The organism is Synechococcus sp. CCAP 1479/10, from assembly GCF_019038515.1.
Classification (GTDB): domain Bacteria; phylum Cyanobacteriota; class Cyanobacteriia; order PCC-6307; family Cyanobiaceae; genus Cyanobium.
In genome coordinates this window covers 163,211-184,447 of sequence record NZ_JAFKRJ010000008.1, presented here as the reverse complement: position 1 = coordinate 184,447, position 21,237 = coordinate 163,211, and the positions used below count along the sequence as shown (strand labels likewise).

Annotated in this window: 21 protein-coding genes; 8 read left to right on the top strand and 13 right to left on the bottom strand. The window is 71.8% G+C overall.

Features of this window, described 5'->3' with window-relative positions:
• Positions 1-77: 77 nt before the first annotated feature.
• Complete coding sequence (locus KUG39_RS04755) at positions 78-851, bottom strand: hypothetical protein (protein WP_216915910.1); 774 nt, start codon at positions 849-851, stop codon at positions 78-80.
• 339 nt (positions 852-1,190) lie between these two features.
• Here KUG39_RS04755 and KUG39_RS04750 point away from each other — a divergent pair, with 339 nt between their 5' ends.
• From KUG39_RS04750 to KUG39_RS04735, 4 genes are all read left to right on the top strand, one after another.
• The gene (locus KUG39_RS04750; protein ID WP_094584884.1) at positions 1,191-2,084 is read left to right on the top strand and encodes a cytochrome c oxidase subunit II; all 894 of its coding nucleotides are present in this window, start codon (positions 1,191-1,193) and stop codon (positions 2,082-2,084) included.
• 43 nt (positions 2,085-2,127) lie between these two features.
• A complete protein-coding gene (gene ctaD / locus KUG39_RS04745; RefSeq protein WP_094584885.1) occupies positions 2,128-3,795 on the top strand; it encodes a cytochrome c oxidase subunit I in 1,668 nt (555 codons plus the stop codon).
• Between the two features lie 46 nt (positions 3,796-3,841).
• On the top strand, positions 3,842-4,450 hold the full coding sequence (locus KUG39_RS04740) for a cytochrome c oxidase subunit 3 (protein WP_094584886.1): 609 nt from the start codon (positions 3,842-3,844) through the stop codon (positions 4,448-4,450).
• A gap of 121 nt (positions 4,451-4,571) precedes the next feature.
• A complete protein-coding gene (locus KUG39_RS04735) occupies positions 4,572-4,946 on the top strand; it encodes an AbrB family transcriptional regulator (RefSeq protein WP_216915928.1) in 375 nt (124 codons plus the stop codon).
• 9 nt (positions 4,947-4,955) lie between these two features.
• Here KUG39_RS04735 and KUG39_RS04730 read toward each other — a convergent pair whose 3' ends face one another.
• Both KUG39_RS04730 and KUG39_RS04725 read right to left on the bottom strand, forming a co-directional pair.
• Positions 4,956-5,546, bottom strand: coding sequence for an HdeD family acid-resistance protein (locus KUG39_RS04730; RefSeq protein WP_233133853.1), 591 nt, complete (start codon positions 5,544-5,546; stop codon positions 4,956-4,958).
• Between the two features lie 91 nt (positions 5,547-5,637).
• Positions 5,638-6,276, bottom strand: a complete 639-nt coding sequence (locus tag KUG39_RS04725; RefSeq protein ID WP_216915912.1) for a riboflavin synthase — start codon at positions 6,274-6,276, stop codon at positions 5,638-5,640.
• A 69-nt stretch (positions 6,277-6,345) separates the two neighbouring features.
• On the opposite strand from KUG39_RS04725, the gene KUG39_RS04720 reads away from it, so the two are divergent.
• Both KUG39_RS04720 and KUG39_RS04715 read left to right on the top strand, forming a co-directional pair.
• On the top strand, positions 6,346-6,897 hold the full coding sequence (locus tag KUG39_RS04720; protein ID WP_216915913.1) for a bifunctional nuclease family protein: 552 nt from the start codon (positions 6,346-6,348) through the stop codon (positions 6,895-6,897).
• A gap of 16 nt (positions 6,898-6,913) precedes the next feature.
• Entirely contained in the window at positions 6,914-8,053 is a 1,140-nt protein-coding gene (locus KUG39_RS04715) for an aldo/keto reductase (protein WP_216915930.1), read from the top strand.
• A gap of 15 nt (positions 8,054-8,068) precedes the next feature.
• Here KUG39_RS04715 and KUG39_RS04710 read toward each other — a convergent pair whose 3' ends face one another.
• The 5 genes from KUG39_RS04710 to topA are packed head-to-tail and all read right to left on the bottom strand — an operon-like array spanning position 8,069 to position 14,226.
• Complete coding sequence (locus KUG39_RS04710; protein ID WP_216915915.1) at positions 8,069-9,091, bottom strand: type 2 periplasmic-binding domain-containing protein; 1,023 nt, start codon at positions 9,089-9,091, stop codon at positions 8,069-8,071.
• Positions 9,092-10,252 carry a nicotinate-nucleotide--dimethylbenzimidazole phosphoribosyltransferase family protein gene (locus KUG39_RS04705; RefSeq protein WP_216918238.1) on the bottom strand — a complete coding sequence of 387 codons (1,161 nt, stop codon included), beginning with the start codon at positions 10,250-10,252 and terminating at the stop codon, positions 9,092-9,094. It abuts the gene before it with no gap.
• Complete coding sequence (locus tag KUG39_RS04700; protein WP_159818450.1) at positions 10,249-10,905, bottom strand: DUF2232 domain-containing protein; 657 nt, start codon at positions 10,903-10,905, stop codon at positions 10,249-10,251. Before KUG39_RS04700 ends, KUG39_RS04705 begins: the two co-directional genes overlap by 4 nt.
• A 4-nt stretch (positions 10,906-10,909) precedes the next feature.
• Positions 10,910-11,434: a hypothetical protein gene (locus tag KUG39_RS04695; protein ID WP_216913332.1), complete on the bottom strand. Its 525-nt coding sequence runs from the start codon at positions 11,432-11,434 to the stop codon at positions 10,910-10,912.
• Positions 11,434-14,226, bottom strand: a complete 2,793-nt coding sequence (gene topA / locus KUG39_RS04690) for a type I DNA topoisomerase (protein ID WP_216913331.1) — start codon at positions 14,224-14,226, stop codon at positions 11,434-11,436. Before topA ends, KUG39_RS04695 begins: the two co-directional genes overlap by 1 nt.
• Positions 14,227-14,422: 196 nt before the next feature.
• Between topA and KUG39_RS04685 the strand changes: the two genes are divergently transcribed.
• Positions 14,423-15,964, top strand: a complete 1,542-nt coding sequence (locus tag KUG39_RS04685) for an NAD(P)H-quinone oxidoreductase subunit N (protein WP_216913349.1) — start codon at positions 14,423-14,425, stop codon at positions 15,962-15,964.
• A gap of 31 nt (positions 15,965-15,995) precedes the next feature.
• Positions 15,996-16,679, top strand: a complete 684-nt coding sequence (locus KUG39_RS04680) for an ABC transporter ATP-binding protein (protein ID WP_094587460.1) — start codon at positions 15,996-15,998, stop codon at positions 16,677-16,679.
• 7 nt (positions 16,680-16,686) lie between these two features.
• Here the strand turns inward: KUG39_RS04680 and KUG39_RS04675 are convergent, their stop codons facing one another.
• From KUG39_RS04675 to KUG39_RS04655, 5 genes are all read right to left on the bottom strand, one after another.
• The gene (locus KUG39_RS04675; RefSeq protein ID WP_216913328.1) at positions 16,687-17,952 is read right to left on the bottom strand and encodes a M23 family metallopeptidase; all 1,266 of its coding nucleotides are present in this window, start codon (positions 17,950-17,952) and stop codon (positions 16,687-16,689) included.
• A gap of 78 nt (positions 17,953-18,030) precedes the next feature.
• Entirely contained in the window at positions 18,031-18,843 is an 813-nt protein-coding gene (locus KUG39_RS04670) for a biotin--[acetyl-CoA-carboxylase] ligase (protein ID WP_216913326.1), read from the bottom strand.
• Positions 18,840-20,051 (bottom strand): aminotransferase class I/II-fold pyridoxal phosphate-dependent enzyme, encoded by a 1,212-nt coding sequence (locus tag KUG39_RS04665; RefSeq protein WP_216913323.1) that lies wholly within the window; start codon positions 20,049-20,051, stop codon positions 18,840-18,842. Before KUG39_RS04665 ends, KUG39_RS04670 begins: the two co-directional genes overlap by 4 nt.
• Positions 20,038-20,388, bottom strand: a complete 351-nt coding sequence (locus KUG39_RS04660) for a thioredoxin family protein (RefSeq protein WP_094587306.1) — start codon at positions 20,386-20,388, stop codon at positions 20,038-20,040. The genes KUG39_RS04665 and KUG39_RS04660 overlap by 14 nt, the downstream gene beginning before the upstream one ends.
• A 35-nt stretch (positions 20,389-20,423) precedes the next feature.
• On the bottom strand, positions 20,424-21,197 hold the full coding sequence (locus KUG39_RS04655; RefSeq protein ID WP_094587305.1) for a PspA/IM30 family protein: 774 nt from the start codon (positions 21,195-21,197) through the stop codon (positions 20,424-20,426).
• Between the last annotated feature and the right edge of the window lie 40 nt (positions 21,198-21,237).

The window sequence follows — 21,237 nt, the reverse complement described above, 5'->3', positions numbered from 1 at the left end:
TGGCGATCACCCCGGGAAAGGAACGGCAGGCACAGGCCCCGGCCGACAGGGAAAGAGGGGCCTCTGGGCGTCCGGAGTCAGTGGTGCGAGGGCTGGTGGCCCTCCCGATGGGGACGGGACAACGGCAAGGCCCTGGCCCTGGCGGGCCTGGTGTGGAAGCGACCGAGGATCAGGGCAATCAGGATGGCGATATAGAGCTGTCCCGAAATCGTGATCACCACCGTGATCACCTGGCCGGTCACGTCGCTGCTGCGCAGCACCGCCGAGCCCACGCTGGTCAGGATCATGAACGAGGCGGCCATCAGCGCCGGCGCCATGGCCACGGCATCGGCGTGGCGATCCTGAAGCACCGGCAGGGCGGAGAGGTCGTAGGCGCCGGGGTGCAGAACCCACAGGGCCACCAGCATCACCCCGCCGGCGATCCCGACCAGGAGATAGCCGGAGGTGGCACCCATCACCACGGCCAGCGTCACGAAGGGCTCGCGCACCAGGGTCTTCACCTTGCGCATCAGCGCCACCAGAAAGAACAGCAGCCAGGCGATCACATGGGGCACCGTGACGAGGCGCCCCAGGGGTGGATCAAAGGCCAGGGCCAGATGCCACAGCACCTCCAGGGCGAGCGCCAGGCCACCGAGCCCGTACAGCAGGGGCCGGGTGCTGACCAGGGGAGAGTAGCGCGTCACGGTGGTGATCAGCACCACCGCCAGGCCGATCAGCAGCAGGGAGAGCAGCCAGGCGTGTGACTGACTGAACGGCAGCGCCAGGATCAGCAGGACCTCGGTGGCGAGGGTGAGGATGTAGCCGCGATGGCGGTGGCGGAGTCTCTGGATCTGCTCGTGGGTGAAGGGCATCGCAGCTCCGCTCAGGTGCAGCTCGGGGTGTGGGGAGCCTCGGAACCCCGGGATCCCGGCAACCGATCGCACCACTGCCGGGCATGGGTGAGCTTCATGCTCGCAGTGACCTTCCGCCGCGGCAGCAGGCCCCGGACGGCAGGACAGGCGCCTTGACGGGCCAGGAAGTGTGCAGGCCTTGAAAGATGTGCGAATCAGCACATCGTCCGAAGTGAATGTGAAATTTCTCCGAAATTGCTTCGCTGGTTACAACGAACGCGCGGCGCGCGAACGGCCGTCCATAAGCTGTTGGCCTCAGGGGCTCTCCACCCTCCCGTCAGCCGTCCCGCCGCCGTCCCCGTGCCGATTCCCTCCTCCCTGGTCACCCTGCTGGTGGGCATGGCGCTTGTCCTGTCCGGCCTCTGGGTGGGGTACAACGTCGACCTCCTGCCCCTCGATGCCAGCGCCAACGCGCCTGTCTACGACTCCCTGTTCCGGGTGCTGTTCAGCATCGGCACGATCCTGTTCCTGGGCATCGTCGGCCTGGTGGTGTTCAGCCTGGTGCGCTTCCGCCGCCGCAGCGGCGACCACACCGATGGCCTGGCGATCGAGGGAAATCTGCTGCTCGAGATCGTCTGGACCGCCATTCCTGCGGTCGTGGTGCTGTTCGTCGGCATCTACAGCTACGACATCTACGAGCGCATGGGGGGCATGAGCAGCCTCAACGACCACTCCGCCATGCACCGGATGCCGGGGATGGAAACCATGGAGGCGTCCGTCACCACGGCGGACCCCGCCCTCGAGGCCACGGCCCCTGTGAAGGCCCCCCGGGTCTGGGGCGGCATCGGCACGGCGGCCGGCGAAGCCAATGTCCTGCCGGTGGAGGTGACGGCCATGCAGTTCGCCTTCATCTTCCACTACCCGGAAGGGGACATCACCAGCGGTGAGCTGCATGTGCCCAACGGCCGGCCGGTGGAGCTGCGCATGAAGGCCAACGACGTGATCCACGCCTTCTGGGTGCCCCAGTTCCGGCTCAAGCAGGACGTGATCCCGGGCCAGCCCACCGTGCTCACCTTCACCCCCACCAAGGCGGGCAGCTACCCGATCATCTGCGCCGAGCTCTGCGGGCCCTACCACGGCGGCATGCGCTCCACCGTGGTGGTGCACGAGCCGGATGCCTATGACGCCTGGCTGCAGAAGAACAGTCCCGTGGCCGCCACGGTGGCCAGCGCCGCGGGCAACCCCACCGCCTGACGTCCCGACCCCGATTCCGACTCCGCCCGCACCCATCCGCCCGATGACCGTCGCCTCCCCCAACGACTTCCAGGAGAGCCTTCAGCCGCAGGGCTGGCTGCGCTATTTCAGTTTCAGCCTGGATCACAAGGTGATCGGGCTGCAGTACCTGGTGACCGGATTTCTCTTCTATTTCATCGGCGGGGCCCTAGCCGGCGTGATCCGCGCCGAACTGGCCAGCCCGATCTCGGATTTCGTCAGCCGCGAAACCTACAACGAAGTTCTGACCCTCCACGGGACCGTGATGATCTTCCTGTGGATCGTGCCGGTGGTGAACGGCGCCTTCGGCAACTACCTGATTCCCTTTTATGTGGGCGCCAGGGACATGGCCTTCCCCAGGCTCAACGCCGTGGCCTTCTGGATGATTCCGCCGGCAGGGATCCTGCTGATCGGCAGCTACTTCATCACCGGGGCGGCCCAGTCCGGCTGGACGGCCTACCCACCCCTGAGCATCACCACCCCGGCCCTCGGCCAGGTCGTCTGGATCGTCAGCGTGCTGCTTCTTGGGGGCAGCTCAATCTTCGGCGGCATCAACTTCATCGCCACCGTGCTCAAGCTGCGCCGGCCCGGCCTGAAGCTGATGCAGCTGCCCATGTACTGCTGGGCGATGCTCGGCACCAGCATCCTGGTGGTGCTCTCCACCCCCGTCCTGGCCGGCACCCTGCTGCTGCTGAGCTTCGACATCGTCGCCCACACGGGCTTCTTCAACCCGGCCCTGGGCGGCAACGTGGTGGTCTACCAGCATCTCTTCTGGTTCTATTCCCACCCGGCCGTCTACATCATGGTGCTGCCGGCCTTCGGGCTGGTGAGCGAGATCCTGCCCATCCACGCCCGCAAGCCCCTGTTCGGCTACACCACCATGGTGTATTCGATCCTGGCCATCGTGGTGCTGGGCCTGGTGGTCTGGGCCCACCACATGTTCACCAGCGGCACCCCGCCCTGGATGCGGCTGTTCTTCACGATCGCCACCTCCTTCATCGCGGTGCCTACGGGAATCAAGTTCTTCAACTGGCTGGCCACCCTCTGGGGCGGCAAGCTGGCCTTGAACAGCGCCATGCTGTTCTCCTGCGCCTTCATCGTCAATTTCGTCTTCGGGGGCATCACCGGCGTGGCCCTGGCCCAGGTGCCCTTCGATATCCATGTCCACGACACCTACTTCGTGGTGGGACACTTCCACTACATCGTCTATGGCGGCACGGTGTTCGTGATCTTCGCCTCGGTCTATCACTGGTATCCGAAGTTCACCGGCCGCATGCTCAACGAGGATCTCGGCCGGCTGCACTTCCTGCTCACCTTCATCGGCTTCAACCTCTGCTTCGCCCCCCAGCACTGGCTCGGCCTCAACGGCATGCCGCGCCGGGTGGCGGAGTACGACCCCAGCTTCACCACCCTCAACCAGATCAGCAGTGTGGGGGCCCTGCTGATGGCCGTCAGCAGCCTGCCCTTCCTCTACAACGTGATCGTCAGCGCCTTCCGCGGTCAGGTGGCCGGCGACAACCCCTGGAACGCCCTCACCCCGGAATGGCTCACCTCCTCACCGCCGCCGGTGGAGAACTGGGTCGGTGAGGCGCCGCTGGTGCAGCACCCCTACGGTTACGGGGTCGACGAAGACACCCTGAGCGTTCAGGCCGCCACCGGCCGGGACCTCTGGAGTGGCGCCGGCCGCCGCTGACCCTCTGCCCCCGCCCGCTTCACCCCCCCACCGCCGTCCGGCCGCCATGACCAGCCTCGCCACCAGCAGCAGCGCCACCGCCGCCGAAGCGACCGCCGCCGAGGACCACGGCGGCCATGCCGATCTCAGGCTCTTCGGCCTGGCCACCTTCCTGGTGGCCGACGGGATGACCTTCGCCGGCTTCTTCGCCGCCTATCTCACCTTCCGGGCGGTGAATCCCCTGCCGGCAGGCTCCACCTACGAGCTGGAACTGCTGCTGCCATCGATCAACACCATGCTGCTGCTGGTCAGCAGCTACACCTTCCACCGCTCCGGCCGCAATCTGCTGCTGGGTCGCATGGGGCCCTGCCGCAACTGGCTGCTGCTCACCGCGGCCCTGGGGGCGGCGTTTCTGGCCGGCCAGATGGTGGAGTACTTCACCCTGCCCTTCGGCCTCACCGACAACCTCTTCGCCAGCACGTTCTATGCCCTGACGGGCTTCCACGGCCTGCACGTCACCCTCGGGGTGATCTGCATCCTGCTGGTCTGGGTGCAGACCCGCAACGGTGGCCGCGTCACCAGCGCCGACCCCTTCGGCCTCGAGGCCGCCGAGCTCTACTGGCACTTCGTCGACGGCATCTGGGTGGTGCTTTACGGGATTCTTTACCTGCTCTGATTCGCTGACCGTTGCCCGTTCAGCACAGCAATCGGCACAATTCATTCAGATGTCTCCGTCTGACCGGCTGATGGGTGCCCAGAAAGGACCAGCCAACGAGGACAGTCCAGCCGGCACCGTGATGCTGGAGGGCCAGGCCCTGCTGGAGCGGGCTCGTTCCCTCAGCAACCGGCCGGAGGAGCAGATCGCCCGGGCCTGCGGCTACGTGGGGCCGAGCGGACGGGTGCTCAGGAAGAACTTCTATCGCGCCCTGGTGGCGGCCAAGGGCTACCCCGTGCCGTCGAGCGCCGGCGGCGGCTCAGCCGGGGTGGGCAAGGGGCGCCAGGCCGAGTTCCGCACCCGGGTCCACGGCAACGGCAACCTGCTGATCGGCCAGGCCTACACCCGGCGCATGGGGCTGGAGCCGGGCCAGGAGTTCCGGATCGAGATCCACAAGGAGACCGGTTCGATCTGGCTGCTGCCCCTCGACGGCGCCAGCAGCGACGGCCCTTCCTGATCCGCGCCCTCAGTCCTGCTCGGGATGGAAGCTGGCGCTGAAGCGCAGCAGATCGATGCCGCTGAACAGGAAGCTGATGCCCACCAGGGTGCCCACCACCCAGAGCAGGCTCCAGAACTTCATGGTGAGGATCAGCAGCCCCAGGGCGAGGGTCACCAGGCCGTTCACCAGTCCCCAGCGCCAGCCGGCGATGTGACGGTGGGAGGTCGCCACCAGGACCTCCACCATCCCCTCCACCAGGAACACCACGCCGACGGCCAGGGCCAGGCCCGCCATCGGAATCGCCGCCGCCGCCGGACCGGCCGCCATCTGCTGGATCATCCAGACCCCCAGCACCAGGAACAGGGTGGAGGTCACCAGGCGCCAGAAGGTGATCGCCCGGCTCAGGCCCGGAGAGCGCAGCAGGGAGCTGATCCAGCCCACCAGGCCCCCCACCAGGAAGGCGATGGCCACCACGGCGGTGACCCACTTGGAGGCCAGCACGGGAAAGACCAGGGCCAGCACCCCCAGCACGATCAGCATCACCCCTTCGGCCAGGGTGAAGGCACGCAGGGCCGCCCCCATGGCCTGGCGGGAGGAGGGGGCATCGGGGGTCAACATCGGCACCGCTCTGACTGAGGCCAGCGTGACGGTGGCGCCTGCCGCTGACAACGAGACGTGATCTGTCGCAGCATCGGCCGCGCCGGCGCCCCTAGCCCCAGCCGTGCTCCGCCAGCCAGGCGGAGGAGAGGGTGCCCTGGGGCGGCGCCGCCGCAGGTCGCAGCAGCCGCTCGGTGTACTTGGCCAGCAGGTCGGCCTCCAGATTGACCGGGTCCCCCACGCGGCGCTCCGCCAGGGTGGTGCCGGTCCAGGTGGTGGGAATCACGGCGATCCAGAAGCGAATGCCGTCGGGCTCGCAGCCCGCCACCGTGAGGCTGATGCCATCGAGGGCCACGCTCGCCTTCTCGCACACGTAGCGCCCGTAGGCCGGATCCTGCCAGGCCACCTCCAGCCGCCAGGACCCGGACTGCCGCTCGATGGCGGTGATCTCCCCGAGGCCATCGACGTGGCCGCTGACCAGATGGCCCCCGAGCCGGTCGGCCAGGCGCAGGGCCGGCTCCAGGTTGACCCGGCCAAGGCTGGTGGCCCGCTCCGCCAGGGTGCTGCGGCCCAGGGTCTCCTCGCTGACATCGGCCCGGAAGCCATCGGCCAGGAGCTCGGCCACCGTGAGGCAGACCCCGTCGACGGCGACGCTGTCCCCCAGGGCCAGGGGGCCGAGGTCGGTGCGCACCCGCACACCGGCCGGACTCCGCTCCAGCCTGCCGATGGCCTGCACCAGTCCGGTGAACATCCCCTGAGGCGGCGGCACTGGCCATAATCGTTTCACGGGGACCAACACGCACGAGGGACGGGCCCGACCATGGTTGAAATGCGTGTCGCCGGGATCGCCCTGGATGCGGCCAGCCGCAGCCCCATCGTTCTGCTGCGGGACCCTTCCGGCCGCCGGCAGGTACCGATCTGGATCGACCAGGCCCAGGCCCAGAACATCCTCTCGGGCCTCAACCGGGAGCGGCCGCCCCGGCCCCTCAGTCACGACCTGATGGCCAGCCTGCTGGAGGCCGGCGGCCTGCGGCTGGAGCGGGTGATCATTCACACGATCGAGGACAACACGTTCCGGGCTGTCCTCAAGCTCCAGAACGGCACCGACCAGCTGCTGGAACTGGACGCCCGGCCCAGCGATGCCATCGCCCTGGCCCTGCGCACCGACAGCGGCATCTGGATGCTCGAGGAGGTGGTCGCCGACGCCTCGATTCCCGTGGATGCGGAGGCCGATGCCGAAGACCAGGAGGATTTCCGCCGCTTCCTGGAGCGCACCACCCCGGCCGACCTGATCCGCCACATCGGCCGCACCGTCGCCGAGGCCGATCCGGGCCCGGAGGACGGCCCCGAGGCCGGCGCCCCTGGCCTCTGAGCCGCCGGTGCCGCCGCTGGCGGCGGCACGGCGGCCCTTCGGACGGGGGCGGCCGGTGTCGGCCTTCACCCTCGGCACGATGCGGGCCCTCGACGCCCCGGCGGTGATGGAGGCGGTGCTGGACGCGGCCGTGGCGGCGGGCATCAACCACATCGAGACCGCCCCCGCCTATGGCCCGGCCGAGGCGTTTCTCGGCCGGGCCCTCGCGCGGCTGGGGGAGCGGGATCCCGCCGGCCGCGCGGCCCTGGTGCTGACCAGCAAGCTGCTGCCGGGAGCGGAGCTGGACGACGGCCGGGCCCAGCTGCGGGCCTGCCTGCGGCGGCTGGGGGTGGAGCGGCTCGACAACCTGGCGGTGCATGGGCTCAACCGGCCGGAGCATCTGGCCTGGGCCCTCTCGGGGCCAGGGGCCGAGCTGCTGGCCTGGGCCACCGGGGAGGGGCTGGTGGGGCAGGTGGGCTTCAGCAGCCACGGCGACACCGGCCTGATCGACGCGGCCCTGGCAAGCGGCCGTTTCAGTTTCTGCAGCCTCCACGTGCACCTGTTCGACCAGGAGCGGCTGCCCCTGGCCCGGGCCGCCCTGGCGGCGGGGATCGGCGTGATGGCCATCTCCCCGGCCGACAAGGGCGGCCGTCTCCATGACCCACCCGCTGAGCTGGTCGCCGACTGCGCCCCGTTCGCACCGCTGGAGCTGGCCTACCGCTTCCTGCTGGCCGAGGGGATCAGCACCCTCACCCTGGGGGCCGCCGTGCCGGCGGATCTGGCCTGGGCGGTGCGGCTGGCCGACGCCGGCGCCACCAGCGACGGGCGGGAGCTGGCGGCGGCCCTGACCCGCCTGGAGGCGGCCGGCAGGGAGCGGCTCGGGGCCGACCGCTGCGGCCAGTGCCGCCAGTGCCTGCCCTGCCCCAACGCCGTGCCGATTCCGGCCCTGCTGCGGCTGCGCAACCTGGCGGTGGGCCATGGCATGGAGCCCTTCGCCACGGAGCGCTACAACCTGATCGGCCGGGCCGGCCACTGGTGGGAGGCGGTGGATGCCTCCGCCTGCGGCCGCTGCGGCGACTGCCTGCCCCGCTGTCCGCTGCAGCTGCCCATCCCCGACCTGCTGGCGGACACCCACCGCCGGCTGGCGGCCGCCCCGCGACGGCGCCTGTGGGGCTGAGCCTGCTCGGATGGATCAGGCGGCGGGAACCGGGGCGGCCCCATCCCAGAGCCGCTGCAACGCGGTCCGCTCGGCGACGGTGAGGGGGGCCAGGCTGAAGCAGCGCTCCAGCACCGGCTGGGGGGGCAGCAGCAGGGCGGCGGTGGCCGCCGGGAAGTCCGCCAGGGCCCGCTGCAGCTGCTCCCTGGGCAGGGGCGGCACCCAGCCGCCCGCCAGCAGGGCCGGCAGCAGGGGGGGCTCCAGGGCCTCCCCCAGCCACTCCAGGGGCGGCTCCGGATGCGGGCCGGCCGGCCGCAGCAGCAGGTTCCAGGTCAGGGGGGCGCCGCTCTCGGGCAGCAGCACCTGGAGCCGGGGATCCCGGCGCAGCAGGCCCACCACCCGCTGGCGGGGCAGCACGGCGGCCTCGGCCTCACCGGTGAGCAGCAGGCTGAGGCCGTCCCGCTCGTCGTAGGCCAGGGCGGCGCGCCGCAGCCGCCGCAGGCGCTCCGGGTCCTCCCCCACCAAAGCGATCGTCACCCGGGGGGAGGAGGGCAGCACCAGCCGGCCGGCCAGGCTGGGGTCGAGCAGCAGATCCCAGCCCTCGTCCCGGCGCCGGGCCAGGTCGGGGCGGCTGCGCAACACCAGGACCCAGGGGCTGTAGGACCAGGGGAAGGCCAGGGGAGCAGCGCCGGGCGGGCCCTGGAGGCGGGCCAGCGGGGCCGCCATCGGCGCCAGCCGCTCGATCAGGGCCGGGGTGCCGATGGGCTGGAGGTCGGCGGGCCTGAGCTCGGTGGCCCAGCCATCGCTGAGCTGCAGCAGACCCGTCAGGGGAGCGGCCGCCCGGGCCAGCACCTGGGCGGGATCCTCCAGGAGCTGGCTGCGCCAGGGCTTGGGCAGGCGCCGGGCCCAGGCGGCGGGCAGGTCGCCGCGGCTGGCCAGCAGCAGCGTCTCCTGGCGGTCGCAGCCGGCCAGCAGGGTGAGGGCGGAGGCGGCACCGAGACGCAGCAGGGTGCGGCGGCTGAGGGCCGGGGTCGGCGGTGGGGAGAAGGGGGCACCCATTCAGCGGACCGTAGGCGGCGGCGGCCCCAGCAGGGTGGCGCAGGCCTGGTCGCAGAGGCGGGCGAGGGCCGGGGCGGGACGGCCGCTGAGCTGCCAGAGCAGGGCCAGGCCCCCCGCCCCCACCCCCTCCTTCACATAGCCGTTCTCGTAGGCCGCCAGGGCCGGGTGGCAGGGCTCGGGGAAGCGCAGGTCGGCCGCGAAGGCCAGGGGCTCCACCCCCCAGCGCGCGCCGATGCGCTGCAGCAGCAGGGCCAGGTCGCTGCCGGCCTCCTGGGCCACCCAGGCCGTCGTGCCCACGGCCGCGGCGGCGGCGACCGCCGGGCGCAGGGAGGGGGGCGCCAGGGCCAGGGCCAGGGCCAGCACCGCCGCCATCTGGCTGCCCCCCGCCAGCAGCACGGACCGGCCGGCGGCGGCGGCGGCCAGCACCAGGGCGGCGGCCAGGGGCTGCATCGGATCCCCCACGGCGGCGGCCACCAGCACCGCATCGGCCCGATCTCCAGCTCCGGCCACGGCCAGGCCCGCCGCGCCCAGCCCCTGTGCCACCAGGGCCGCCTTGCGGCCATGGTCGGGGTGGCGCAGGCTGCCGCTCACCAGCCCATCGGCCGCCACCCCCAGGCCCGTCAGCACCGCCAGGGCGGTGCTGGTGCCCCCGGGCACGCACTCCGCCAGCAGCAGGGGGCGCCCCGGCGCCAGGCGCTCGCCCCAGCGGCGGCCCAGGGCCAGCAGGGCCTCCAGCCGCCCCGGATCGAGGGCCGCCCCCCCGCTCAGGCAGCGGGCCGGCCCGGCCCCCGCCGTCCCCGGCAGCCGCAGGTGGGGCACCGCCGGAGCCACCGGGCAGCCCAGGTCGACCACCAGGGGAACCAGGCCCAGCTCCCGGAGCACCACATGGCTGATCAGGGCGGGGGACACGCCGGCGGGCAGGGGCGGCAGGGCATGGGGGCGCTCACCGGCGGGGCCCAGCAGCAGCAGCTCGGCATCGGCGGCCGCCGTGCGGCGGCGGGAGGCGGGGGTGGCGCCGGCGGCGGAGATGCCGGGGACGGCGGCCGTGTCCGTGCCCGCCAGCAGGACCAGCACCTCCGCCTCCCGCCACCCCTGCCGCCAGGGCCGGCCCCAGACCTCGGCGGCAGCCGCGGTGCCGGCGATCCGCCCCGGCAGGCTCAAAGGGGGTCGAGGGCCACCAGGCCGCGCAGGGCCGGCGGTGGCTCGCTGATCGGCTGGTCGAGCCGGGGGAAGATCCAGTAGGCCACGGCGTGGAGGGCCAGCACCACGATCAGGTTCTGGAGCAGCACCAGCAGCAGGGCAGCGACCTGCACCTGGTCGAGGTCGAACCCGCCCGCCAGTCCCACCACCCCCGCCAGCCGGTCCAGCAGGTTGGCCGCGGCGGTGGTGATCACCACCCAGAGGTTCTCCCCCACCAGCACCGAGAGCACGGCCACCCGCACCAGGAAGCCGGCGGCGCCGATCAGGCCGCCCACCCCCAGGGTGAGCCACCAGCTGCTGCGGCGACGCCAGCCCCAGCCCAGCCAGAGGGAGAGCAGGCCGTAGGGGAACAGCACCAGGGGGCCGCGGATCGGCCCCATCAGGGCCACCAGCAGCAGGGTCGTCACCACCACGCCCTCCAGGGCGCAGCGCCAGCCATGGCGCAGCTGCAGGAGGGCCAGGGGCAGGGGCAGGGCGAGGCGGAACAGGGGGCTGCCCACCGGCAGGTAGTAGAGCGCAACCCAGAGCAGGGCGGTGGCGGCCGCCAGGTAGGCGGTGTCCATCAGCTGGCGCGCCTGGCGATGGCTCAGCTGGCGCCGAAGGGGAGGGGTCATCGGGTCAGCGCGGCGCCGGCGCCGGTCGGGAGGTGGCGGGGGCGCTGCCGTTGGCGGCGCCCGCGGGAGCCGCAGGGGTCTCGACGGCCCCGGACCCGGCCGATGGCATGCGCTCGATCGTCTCCACCTCGAAGGGCACGCCGGCGGCCCGCAGGGCCTTGGTGACCACCTCGGCGGGGGCGGAGGGATCCGCCTGGGGCAGGCGGATGGTGACGCGGTAGGGGGCCGGCCGGACCGCCGGGGCCGCGGGGGCCACCGGGAGGGCACCGGCCGCCTGGCCGGCCGGCGTGGTCGCTCCGGGCACCGCAGGTTCCTTGCCGGCCGCAGGCTTCGGGGCGGCCGGGGCGGGAGCCGGTGTGGCCGGCGCGGTGGTCCGGCTCACGGGTGCCGGGGCGGCGGGAGCCGCCGGGGCGCGCGAGAAACTGCGGGAGAGGGCGTCGCCGAAGGGGGTGCCGCCGCAGGCGGAGAGCAGCAGGGGCAGGGTCAGCAGGGGTCCCGCCAGCGAAAGGGGGGGGCGGGGCGGGGCCATCAGCTGGCCGCGGGCTTGATCACCCGCACGGCGCTGGCCCGCAGGCGACCGGACTTGGTGGTGGCGGGGGGCTTCTTGGCGGCGGCGGTGGTGGTGGTGCCGGTGGCCTTGGCGGCCGCGCTCCTGGTGGAGGGGGCCTTGGCGGCTGCCGTCTTGGTGGTTCCGGTCTTGGCGGCGGTCTTCCTGGCGGCGGGCTTGGCGGCCGCCTTAGTGCCGGCCCGGGCCCGGGATGCCCCCTTGCTGCTGGCGGCCTTGGCGGCCAGCAGTTCCACCGCCTGCTCCAGGCTGATGGTGTCGGCGGTGGTGCCCTCCGGCAGGGAGGCGTTCACCTTGCCCTGCTTGACGTAAAGGCCGTAGGGACCGTCAAAGAGCTGGATGGCCTCCTCGGAGCCCTCGGGCACGCCGAGATCCTTGAGCGCGGTGCGGCCGCCGCGGCCCTTCTTGGGCATGGCCAGCAGCTCCAGGGCCCGGCTCAGCCCCACGGCCAGCACGTCGTCCTCGGCCTTGAGGGAGCGGTAGTCCTTCTCGCCCTTGCCCTTGTCGTGGACCACGTAGGGACCGAAGCGCCCCAGCCCGGCCTGCACCTTGCCGCCGTCGGGGTGCTCTCCCAGGTGGCGGGGGAGCCGCAGCAACCCCAGGGCGTCCTCCAGGCTGAGGTCCTCGGGCTTGACGCCCTTGGGCAGGGAGGCGCGCTTGGGCTTGGGCACCTCCTCGCTCACCTGGCCGCGCTGCACATAGGGGCCGTACTGGCCGAACAGCAGATACACCTGCTCGCCGGTCTCGGGATCCTCGCCAAGGGACTCGGGGCCTTCGGCCTTCTGGCGCAGCAGCAGCTCGGCCTTCTCGGCGTCGAGATCGGCCGGGGTGATCTCCTGGGGCAGGGTGGCCTTGAGCAGCTCCTCGCTGCCGTCGTCCGCCACCCGCTTGGTCTCCAGGTAGGCGCCGAAGCGGCCGATGCGCACCACACAGGGCAGGCCCTCCAGCACCACCGTGCGGGAGATGCCGGGGTCGATGTCACCCTCGCGCTGCTGCACCTGGGTCTCCAGGCCCTTCTCCCCCTTGTAGAAGCCCTCCAGGTAGGGCAGCCAGGACACCTTGCCCGTGGAGATCTCGTCGAGGGTGTGCTCCATCTTCGAGGTGAAGGCCGTGTCCACCAGGTCGGGGAAGTGCTCCTCCAGCAGGGCCGTCACGGCGAAGGCCGTGAAGCTGGGGGTGAGGGAGTTGTTCTGCAGGGTGGCGTAACCCCGGTCGACGATGGTGCCGATGATGCTGGCGTAGGTGGAGGGGCGGCCGATGCCCTCCTTCTCCAGGGTCTTGACCAGGGCCGCCTCGCTATAGCGGGCGGGGGGCTGGGTCTGGTGGCCGAGGGCCTCGACGCCCCGGCAGAGGGGGGCGTCACCGACGGCGAGCGAGGGCAGCAGCACCTCCTGGCCCTCCAGGGCCGCATCGGGGTCGTCGCTGCCTTCCACATAGGCGCGGAAGAAGCCGGCGAAGTCGATGCGCTTGCCGCTGGCCCGGAAGGTGGCACCCGCCGCCTCGATGTCGACGGCCAGCAGGGTGAGCCGGGCATCGGCCATCTGGCTGGCCACGGTGCGCTTCCAGATGAGTTCGTAGAGCGCCAGGTCGCGGCCGTCGAGGCCGGTGTCCTTCGGCGTGCGGAAGCTCTCGCCGGCGGGCCGGATCGCCTCGTGGGCCTCCTGGGCGTTGCGGGCCTTGGTGCTGAACTGGCGCGGCGCCGGGCTGAGGAACTCCTTGCCGTACATGGCGCCGACGCAGTTGCGGGCCGCCGTCAGGGCCTGGTCGGAGAGGTGAACCGAGTCGGTGCGCATGTAGGTGATGAAGCCGCGCTCGTAGAGGGCCTGGGCCGTGCGCATGGTGTCGCGGGCCGAGAGCCGCAGCTTGCGGTTGGCCTCCTGCTGCAGGGTGCTGGTGGTGAAGGGGGGCACGGGCTTTCGCACCGTGGGCTTCTCCTCCACCGCCGCCACCCGCCAGGGGGAGGTTTCGACGGCGGCCTTGAGCGCGGCCGCCTCGGCCTCGCTGAGCAGCTTCACCTTGCTGCCGGGCTTGAGGCCGCCGGTGGTCTCGTCGAAGTCGGAGCCGCCGGCGATGCGCTCGGCCCCCACGTGGGTGAGCTTGGCCTCGAAGGGCGAGGCCGTCTGTTCCAGACGGGCCTTGAGATCCCAGTAACTGCCGCTGCGGAAGGCCCGCCGGGCCCGCTCGCGCTGCACCAGCAGCCGCACCGCCACCGACTGCACCCGGCCGGCGGAGAGGCCCCAGGCCACCTTCTTCCAGAGCAGGGGCGAGAGGGTGTAGCCCACCAGCCGATCAAGGATGCGCCGGGTCTCCTGGGCATGGACCAGCTCCATGTCCAGATCACGGGTCTGGTCGAGGGCGCGGCCGATCGCCTCCTTGGTGATCTCGTGGAACACCATCCGCTTCACCGGCACCTTCGGCCCCAGGAGCTGGAGCAGGTGCCAGCTGATGCTCTCCCCTTCCCGGTCTTCATCCGTGGCCAGCAGCAGCTGGTCGGCGTCCTTGAGGGCGTCCTTGAGCTCCTTGACCACCTTTTTCTTGTCCTTCGGCACCACGTAGAGGGGTTCGAAGCCGTTGGCGGTGTTGACGCCGAGGTTCGCCCACTTCTCGCCCTTGTGGGCGGCCGGAATCTCGCTGGCGTTGTTGGGAAGATCGCGCACGTGGCCCATCGACGCCTCCACCCGGAAGGTCTTGGGCAGGAACGCCCGGATGGTGCGGGCCTTGGTGGGGCTCTCGACGATGACCAGGGTGTGGGCCACGGGAAGGCGCGATACCGCTTCCTTCTTTATCGCATCGACGGGCCCAGCGGGTATCCGGGCACCAGACCGCCCCCCCAGATGGCAGCTACAGTCCGCCACATCGCGTGCCTACCCGAACCCTGTGGCCGACCTGTTTCTGGCAGCAGCGAGCTCCGTCATCCCTGCCGCCACCACCGCCGCTTCCGCCGCTGAGGCCATCGTCTCGGGTCTGGGGACCGGCGCCCTGGCCCTGCAGCTGAACGCCGGAGCGATCGCTCCGGAGGTGGCCGTGCTGCTCACCCTGGTGGTGTGCCTGGTCGTCGACCTGGCCGGTGAAAAGGCCGCCAGCCGCTGGGTGCCGCCCATCTGCTACGGCGGCCTGGGCGCCTCCCTGGTGCTGCTGGCCCTGCAGTGGAACAGCCCCCTGGAGCCCTCCTTCCTCGGCTCCTTCCTGGCCGACAACCTGGCCATCGCCTTCCGGGCGGTGGTGGCCGCCTCCACCCTGATCTCCCTGCTGCTGAGCTGGCGCTATGTGGAGCGCAGCGGCACACCGATGGGGGAATACGCCGCCATCCTGCTCGCGGCGACTCTGGGGGCCATGTTCCTGTGCGGCTCCACCGACCTGGTCAGCATCTTCATCTCCCTGGAGACCCTCTCGGTCGCCAGTTACCTGCTGGCGGGGTACATGAAGCGGGATGCCCGCAGTTCCGAGGCGGCCCTGAAGTATCTGCTGGTGGGATCGGCCGCCGCTGCTGTGTTCCTCTACGGCGCCTCGCTCCTCTACGGCCTCAGCGGCGGTGCCACCAGCCTGGCCACCATCGGCCTGGCCCTGCAGACGAGCGCCTCGCCGATCACGGCCCTGGCCCTGGTGTTCGTGCTGGCCACCGTGGCCTTCAAGATCGCGGCCGTGCCCTTTCACCAGTGGACACCCGACGTCTATGAGGGTTCCCCCACCCCCGTCGTCGCCTTCCTTTCGGTGGGCTCGAAGGCAGCCGGCTTCGCCCTGGCGGTGCGGCTGCTGGTGGGCTGCTTCGAGAGCTTCGATGCCCAGTGGAAGTTCCTGTTCACCGTGCTGGCGGTGCTGAGCATGGTGCTGGGCAACGTGGTCGCCCTGGCCCAGACCTCGATGAAGCGGATGCTGGCCTACAGCTCCATCGGCCAGGCCGGCTTCGTGATGATCGGCCTGGTGTGCGGCACCGAGGACGGCTTCTCGGCGATGGTGCTCTACATGGCGGCCTATCTGTTCATGAACCTGGGCGCCTTCGCCTGCATCATTCTCTTCTCACTGCGCACCGGCAGCGACCGCATCGCCGACTACGCCGGCCTCTATCAGAAGGATCCCCTGATCACCCTGGGCCTGAGTCTGTGCCTGCTCTCCCTCGGCGGCATCCCGCCGATGCTGGGCTTCTTCGGAAAGATCTACCTCTTCTTCGCCGGCTGGGCCGACCACCAGTACCTGCTCGTCGTGGTGGGTCTGGTCACCTCGGTAGTGTCGATCTACTACTACATCTCCGTGATCAAGATGATGGTGGTGAAGGAACCCCAGGAGGCCTCCGATGTGGTCAAGGCCTACCCCGCCATCACCTGGAACCTGGCCGGCATGCAACCGCTTCGGGCCGCGCTGGTGGGCTGTGTGGTGATCACCGCCGTGGGCGGGGTGCTCTCCAGCCCCCTGTTCGACTGGGCCAGCTCCACCGTGGCCGGCACCCCGATCCTGCAGCAGGCCATCGCTGCCGCCGCCATCGCCCCGCTGGGCTGAGTCGGGGGCAGATTTCCCTAGCCTGGCTGCCATGGAGTCCCTCCCCCCACCGGTGGCCGAACTGGTCCACGTCTCGAAGGTCTACGGCAGTGGCGACACCGAGGTGCGCGCCCTCGACGACCTCTCCCTGACGGTCCAGCAGGGCGACTACCTGGCGGTGATGGGGGCCAGCGGCTCCGGCAAGAGCACGGCGATGAACATCCTCGGCTGCCTGGACCGGCCCAGCTCCGGCAGCTACCGGCTCAACGGCACCGATGTGGACAGCCTCGACGACGACGAGCTGGCCGACCTGCGCAACCAGCAGCTGGGCTTCGTGTTCCAGCAGTTTCACCTGCTGCCCCAGCTGAGCGCAATCGACAACGTGATGCTGCCGATGATCTATGCCCGTGTCCCGAAGGAGGAGCGGCGGCGACGGGCCCTGGCGGCCCTCGATCGGGTGGGCCTCTCCCACCGGCTGGAGAACAAGCCCAACCAGCTCTCCGGTGGCCAGCAGCAGCGGGTGGCCCTGGCCCGGGCGATCATCAACGATCCGGCCATGCTGCTGGCCGATGAGCCCACCGGTGCCCTCGACTCCCACACCACCGAGGAGGTGCTGAGCCTGTTCGGTGATCTCAATGCCCAGGGGATCACCATCCTGCTGGTGACCCATGAAACCGAGGTCGGCGCCAGGGCCGACCGGGTGGTGCACTTCCGCGACGGCCGCATCAGCGCCTGAGGGGCCCTCAGCCCGGCGTCGGGCGGGCGGCGGGGGGGACGCCCAGCTTCTCCCCGGGCAGGGGCAGGGGGGAGCGGGGACGCTCGAGGGTGGCGATCAGCTGTCCCATCAGCAGGGCCACCGCGTCGGTGGGGCCGCTGCCGTCGGTTCCGGCCAGGCCGGCGAACAGGCCGCCGCCCGGATCGAGATCGCCCGGATCGGTGGCCACCCAGCCGCCGTCCTGGGGCAGGCGCAGCTCGAAATGCAGGTGGGGCCCGGTGCTCAGGCCCGTACTGCCGACCCGGCCGATCACCTCGCCCTGGCGCACCATCTCCCCGTCCTTGACGTAGAGCTCGGAGAGGTGGCCGTAGAGGGTGCGGCGCCGGGGCCGGTCGTGCTCCAGTTCCACCGCCAGGCCATAGCCGCCGGCCAGGCCGCTGCTGACAACGCGTCCGGACAGGGCGGCCACCACCGGCGTGCCCTCGGGCGCCGCCAGATCACGGCCGGCGTGCATCAGCCAGCTGCCCAAGACCGGGTGCAGGCGATAGCCGAAGCCGCTGGTGGTGACGGCCGAGCCGATCAGGGGGAACAGCAGCCGCTGGTTGCCGTTGCCGATGATCGGGGCGGGCCGGGGGGTGACGCGGAAGACGTCGGTGAGCCGGAAGCTGCCGCCGGCGCCGGTGAGCAGGGCGCTGACGGGCACGGTGATCGGCGGCAGGGGCGAGGCATCGAAGCCGAAGCCGCCGAAACCGGCGCCGCGACCCCCGGCCACCAGATCCCCCTCGCCCAGTCCGTCGCTGAGGCCATCCTTGCGGCCGCGGCCGATGATGATCACCCCGGTGCTGCACTCCTGGGCCGAGAGGGCGCCGGCCCTGCAGGCCCGGCTGCGGGTGGCGGCCTCCTGCGGCGACAGCAGCGAGCCGCGCACCCGCACCCGCTCCGCGGGGGTGACGACCCCCTCCCGCACCAGGGCATCGAGGGAGGCATCGAAGCGGCGGGGCGGCTCCGGCCGGCGGTCCGCCGTTCCGGGCCGCAGGGTGGCCGTGGGGGCTTCCCCGGTGACCGGGGGCGGGGGGGCCAGGGGCTGCACCGGCGCCTGGAACTCGGGGCGGGTCACCGGCGCCGCGATCCGCACCGAGGGACGCTGCACCGGCGTCGGTGCCGGTGCCGGGGTCACCTGGTCCGCCGGATCGAGGACGGGAACGGCCTGGGCGAGCACCAGCGGCATGGCCAGCCAGGAGGCCGTGGCGCCGGCGCCGAGCGCCGTCAGGACGGTGAGGGGCTGGGGAGCCATGTCAGGAAGGGGAGCCGGGGGGCGTGCAGGGGGACGACCCGGCGCCGGGATTGCCGAAGGACAGTGTACGGGGGGTGATCATCCGGCGCCGAAGCCACGGTGCAGGACCCGCTCGGCGCTGCCGGCCACCAGGCGCAGCCCGCCGTCGGTCGCCAGCCCGGCGGGCCGCCAGTCGACACCATCGAGGTGGATCGGGCCATCGGGCAGATGCAGGCGCCGCTCCGCCTGACGGCAGACCTCCTGGGGCCGCCCGGCCCAGGCCATGGCCCACTCCAGGGCCGCCAGCACCTCCCCGCACCAGAGCAGGGGATCGGCGCGGCCGGCTCCCAGCAGCTCCGCCAGGGCCACGGCACCGACCGGCGCCCGGTTGGCGACGTTGAGCCCCACCCCCATCCGGGCCCAGCGGCAGGTGCCCCCCCGCAAGCGCAGGCGGGGCAGCAGGCCCGCCAGTTTCCGGGGGCCACCCCCGCCACCCCCCACGACCCCGCCGGGCAGCAGCAGGTCGTTGGGCCACTTGAGCCGCACCGGGAGACCCCGGGCCTCCAGCCGCAGGCAGAGCCCGACCGCCACTGCCAGGCCGGGGGCCGCGGCCGTCGCCGCCGCCGCTGGCCAGGGCAGGGCCGCACTCAACCAGACCCCCCCGGCCGGGGAGCACCAGGGACGGCCCTGCTGGCCGCGGCCGAAGCGCTGCCGGCGGGCGATCACGGCCCGCGGGGCTGGCAGGGGCGCGTCGCCGACCAGCCGCGGATCCTGGGCCAGCCAGCGATCCAGTTCCGTTTCGGTGCTGGCGCACACCGGCAGGCCCCGCAGCTGCCAGGGGGCCAGCTCCAGCGGGGCCTCCCCGGGTGGCTTGGGGTGTCGCCGCCGCAGGGCCCCGATCGCGCCGATCAAAACCGCCGCAGCCAGTCGCCGATGCGGGCCGCACCGGCCTCCAGCTCGTCGGCCGGGTGCACCAGGGCCAATCGCTGCCAGCCCTCACCGCCGGGGCCGAAGCCGTTGCCGGGGGTGAGGCAGACGCCGCTGCCCTCCAGCAGGGCGGCGCAGAAGCGTTCCGAATCCAGACCCCGGGCCCGGGCCATCTCGGGGATCTGCAGCCACAGGTAGAGGGCCATCGACGGCAGGCGCACCGGCCAGCCCTGGGCCTCGAGGGCGGCGGCCATGCGGTCGCGGCGCTCGCGGTAGACGCCGCGCAGCTGCTCGGGCCAGTGGGGGGCCTGCTCCAGGGCGGCGATCGCCCCGGCCTGCAACGCCAGGGACTGGTTGAAATCCACCACCCCCTTGAGCTGGCGCAGGGCGGTGATCAGCTCCTCGGCGCCGATGGCGAAGGCGAGCCGGTAGCCGCCGAGGCACCAGCTCTTGGAGAAGGAGAAGAACTCGATGCCGCAGCGGCGCCAGTCGGGATGGCGCAGCAGGGCGGGGGCCTCCCCCTCCAGGGCCAGATCCACGTAAGGGTTGTCGTGGGCCAGCACCACGTCGTGGCGCAGGGCCCGCTCCACCGCCCCATCCAGCCAGGCCTGGGTGCCGGTGGTGGCCGTGGGGTTGTGGGGAAACCCCAGCACCATCAGCGAGAGGTCCTGCCACTGGCTGGGGGAAAGGCGGTCGAAATCGGGCCGCCAGCCGGCGTCGGCATCGAGGGGCAGCAGCACCGGTTCGGCGCTGGCCAGGTGCAGGCCCCCCATGTGGGAGGGGTAGTAGGGGTCGAGCAGCAGGGCCCGATCGCCGGGGTTGAGCACCGCCAGCGGCAGATGGGCCGTGCCCTCCTGGGAGCCCACCAGCAGCAGCACCTCCGTCTCGGGATCCACCGCCACGTCGAAACGGCGCCGCGCCCAGGCCGCCACCGCCTCCCGGAAGGGGAGGGTGGCGGCATGGAGGCAGTAGGAGGCGCTCTCGGGCCGGTTCAGGCCGGCGGCGATGGCCTCGAGGGCGACGACCGGCGGCTGCAGGTCGGTGGAGCCGAGGGAGAGATCCAGCAGCGGCGGCAGGGGCGTGCCGTCCGGGCCGTGGCCGGCGGCGGCCCGGGCGCTGTAGGCGGCCTTGCGCTGGTCGTTGCGGGCGAAGACCCCGTTGCCGAGCCGCGACAGGCGCTCAGAGATGGGCATCCAGGAAAGCCTTCAGCTGGGACTGGGCCATGGCCCCTTCATGGCGGGCCAGTTCCTGGCCGCCGCGGAACAGGACCAGGGTGGGCAGACCCTGCACCTTGAGGCTGTCGCGGCTGATGGGGTTGGGGTCGGCCTCCAGCTTGCCGACGGTGAGGGCTCCGCCGGGGGCCTCGGCATAGGCCGTGGCGGCCCAGGTCATCAGGGGGGCCATCAGGCGGCAGGGGCCGCACCAGGGCGCCCAGACATCGACCAGAACCGGGCCCGGCACCTCCAGGACCGAGGCCTGGAAGTTGGCATCGGTGAGGTCAAGGACGGGGGAGTCGACGTCGGCGGGCACGGCGTTAGGGGTAGCGGTGGCCCGATTGTATGAATTCAGAGCTTGTCGATGGACTGGCGCAGTTCCTCGAGCTCGGCGTTCACCTCGGCCACCTTCACCGGCTCCAGCTGGGGGGCCGGCCCCCCCTCCATGGGAAGGGAGATGGGGGTCTTGCCGCCTTCGAGGCGGGTCTTGAGGGCCGCCAGCTCGTCGTCGACGTCGCTGCCCTCGAGGGCGGCGAACTGGCTTTCCAGGTCGGCACCGGCCAGCTCGGCGGCCGCCTGGCTGCGGGCCTCCATGTTGAGCACCTTCTCCTCCATCTGGTCGAAGGCGGCCATCGAACTGTTGGTGTTCAGGCTGCCGACGGCGTTCTGGAGCTGCTCCTGGGCCTGGGCCGCCTGGGCGCGGGCCTTGAGCATGTCCTTCTTGGTCTTGGCCTCGGCGATCTTGCCTTCCAGGGCGGTGAGGCTGCGCTTGAGGGTGTCGACCTGGCCGGCCTGGCCGCTGAGCTGGGCGTTGAGGGCGGTGGCGGTGTCCTGGTAGGTCTTGCGGCGGGAGAGGGACTCCCGAGCCAGATCCTCCTCCCCCTTCTTCAGGGCCAGCTCGGCGCGCTCATACCAGGTGCGGGCCTGGGCCTCAGCCTGCTCGGCCTGGTTCTGCAGCCGCTTCTGGCTGGCGATGGCGGTGGCCACGGCCTGGCGCAGCTTGACCAGGTCGGCCTGCATGTCGGCGACGGACTGGTCGAGGATCTTGGCCGGATCCTCCGCCTTGCTCACCAGATCGTTGAGGTTGGCGCGCAGAAGACGGCTCAGCCGATCGAAGAAACCCATGGAGGCGGGGCCAGTGCAGAAATCGAGAGTAGCCAGAACC

What these genes read in the sequence shown, in the direction of transcription:
- KUG39_RS04655 (WP_094587305.1), bottom strand. Translation starts at nt 21,197, where the DNA reads ATGGGTTTCTTCGATCGGCTGAGCCGTCTTCTGCGCGCCAACCTCAAC.
- KUG39_RS04755 (WP_216915910.1), bottom strand. Translation starts at nt 851, where the DNA reads ATGCCCTTCACCCACGAGCAGATCCAGAGACTCCGCCACCGCCATCGC.
- KUG39_RS04695 (WP_216913332.1), bottom strand. Translation starts at nt 11,434, where the DNA reads ATGGCCCCGCCCCGCCCCCCCCTTTCGCTGGCGGGACCCCTGCTGACC.
- KUG39_RS04665 (WP_216913323.1), bottom strand. Translation starts at nt 20,051, where the DNA reads ATGCCCATCTCTGAGCGCCTGTCGCGGCTCGGCAACGGGGTCTTCGCC.
- KUG39_RS04700 (WP_159818450.1), bottom strand. Translation starts at nt 10,905, where the DNA reads ATGACCCCTCCCCTTCGGCGCCAGCTGAGCCATCGCCAGGCGCGCCAG.
- KUG39_RS04730 (WP_233133853.1), bottom strand. Translation starts at nt 5,546, where the DNA reads ATGTTGACCCCCGATGCCCCCTCCTCCCGCCAGGCCATGGGGGCGGCC.
- ctaD (WP_094584885.1), top strand. Translation starts at nt 2,128, where the DNA reads ATGACCGTCGCCTCCCCCAACGACTTCCAGGAGAGCCTTCAGCCGCAG.
- KUG39_RS04680 (WP_094587460.1), top strand. Translation starts at nt 15,996, where the DNA reads ATGGAGTCCCTCCCCCCACCGGTGGCCGAACTGGTCCACGTCTCGAAG.
- KUG39_RS04675 (WP_216913328.1), bottom strand. Translation starts at nt 17,952, where the DNA reads ATGGCTCCCCAGCCCCTCACCGTCCTGACGGCGCTCGGCGCCGGCGCC.
- KUG39_RS04740 (WP_094584886.1), top strand. Translation starts at nt 3,842, where the DNA reads ATGACCAGCCTCGCCACCAGCAGCAGCGCCACCGCCGCCGAAGCGACC.
- KUG39_RS04720 (WP_216915913.1), top strand. Translation starts at nt 6,346, where the DNA reads ATGGTTGAAATGCGTGTCGCCGGGATCGCCCTGGATGCGGCCAGCCGC.
- KUG39_RS04735 (WP_216915928.1), top strand. Translation starts at nt 4,572, where the DNA reads ATGCTGGAGGGCCAGGCCCTGCTGGAGCGGGCTCGTTCCCTCAGCAAC.
- KUG39_RS04725 (WP_216915912.1), bottom strand. Translation starts at nt 6,276, where the DNA reads ATGTTCACCGGACTGGTGCAGGCCATCGGCAGGCTGGAGCGGAGTCCG.
- KUG39_RS04710 (WP_216915915.1), bottom strand. Translation starts at nt 9,091, where the DNA reads ATGGGTGCCCCCTTCTCCCCACCGCCGACCCCGGCCCTCAGCCGCCGC.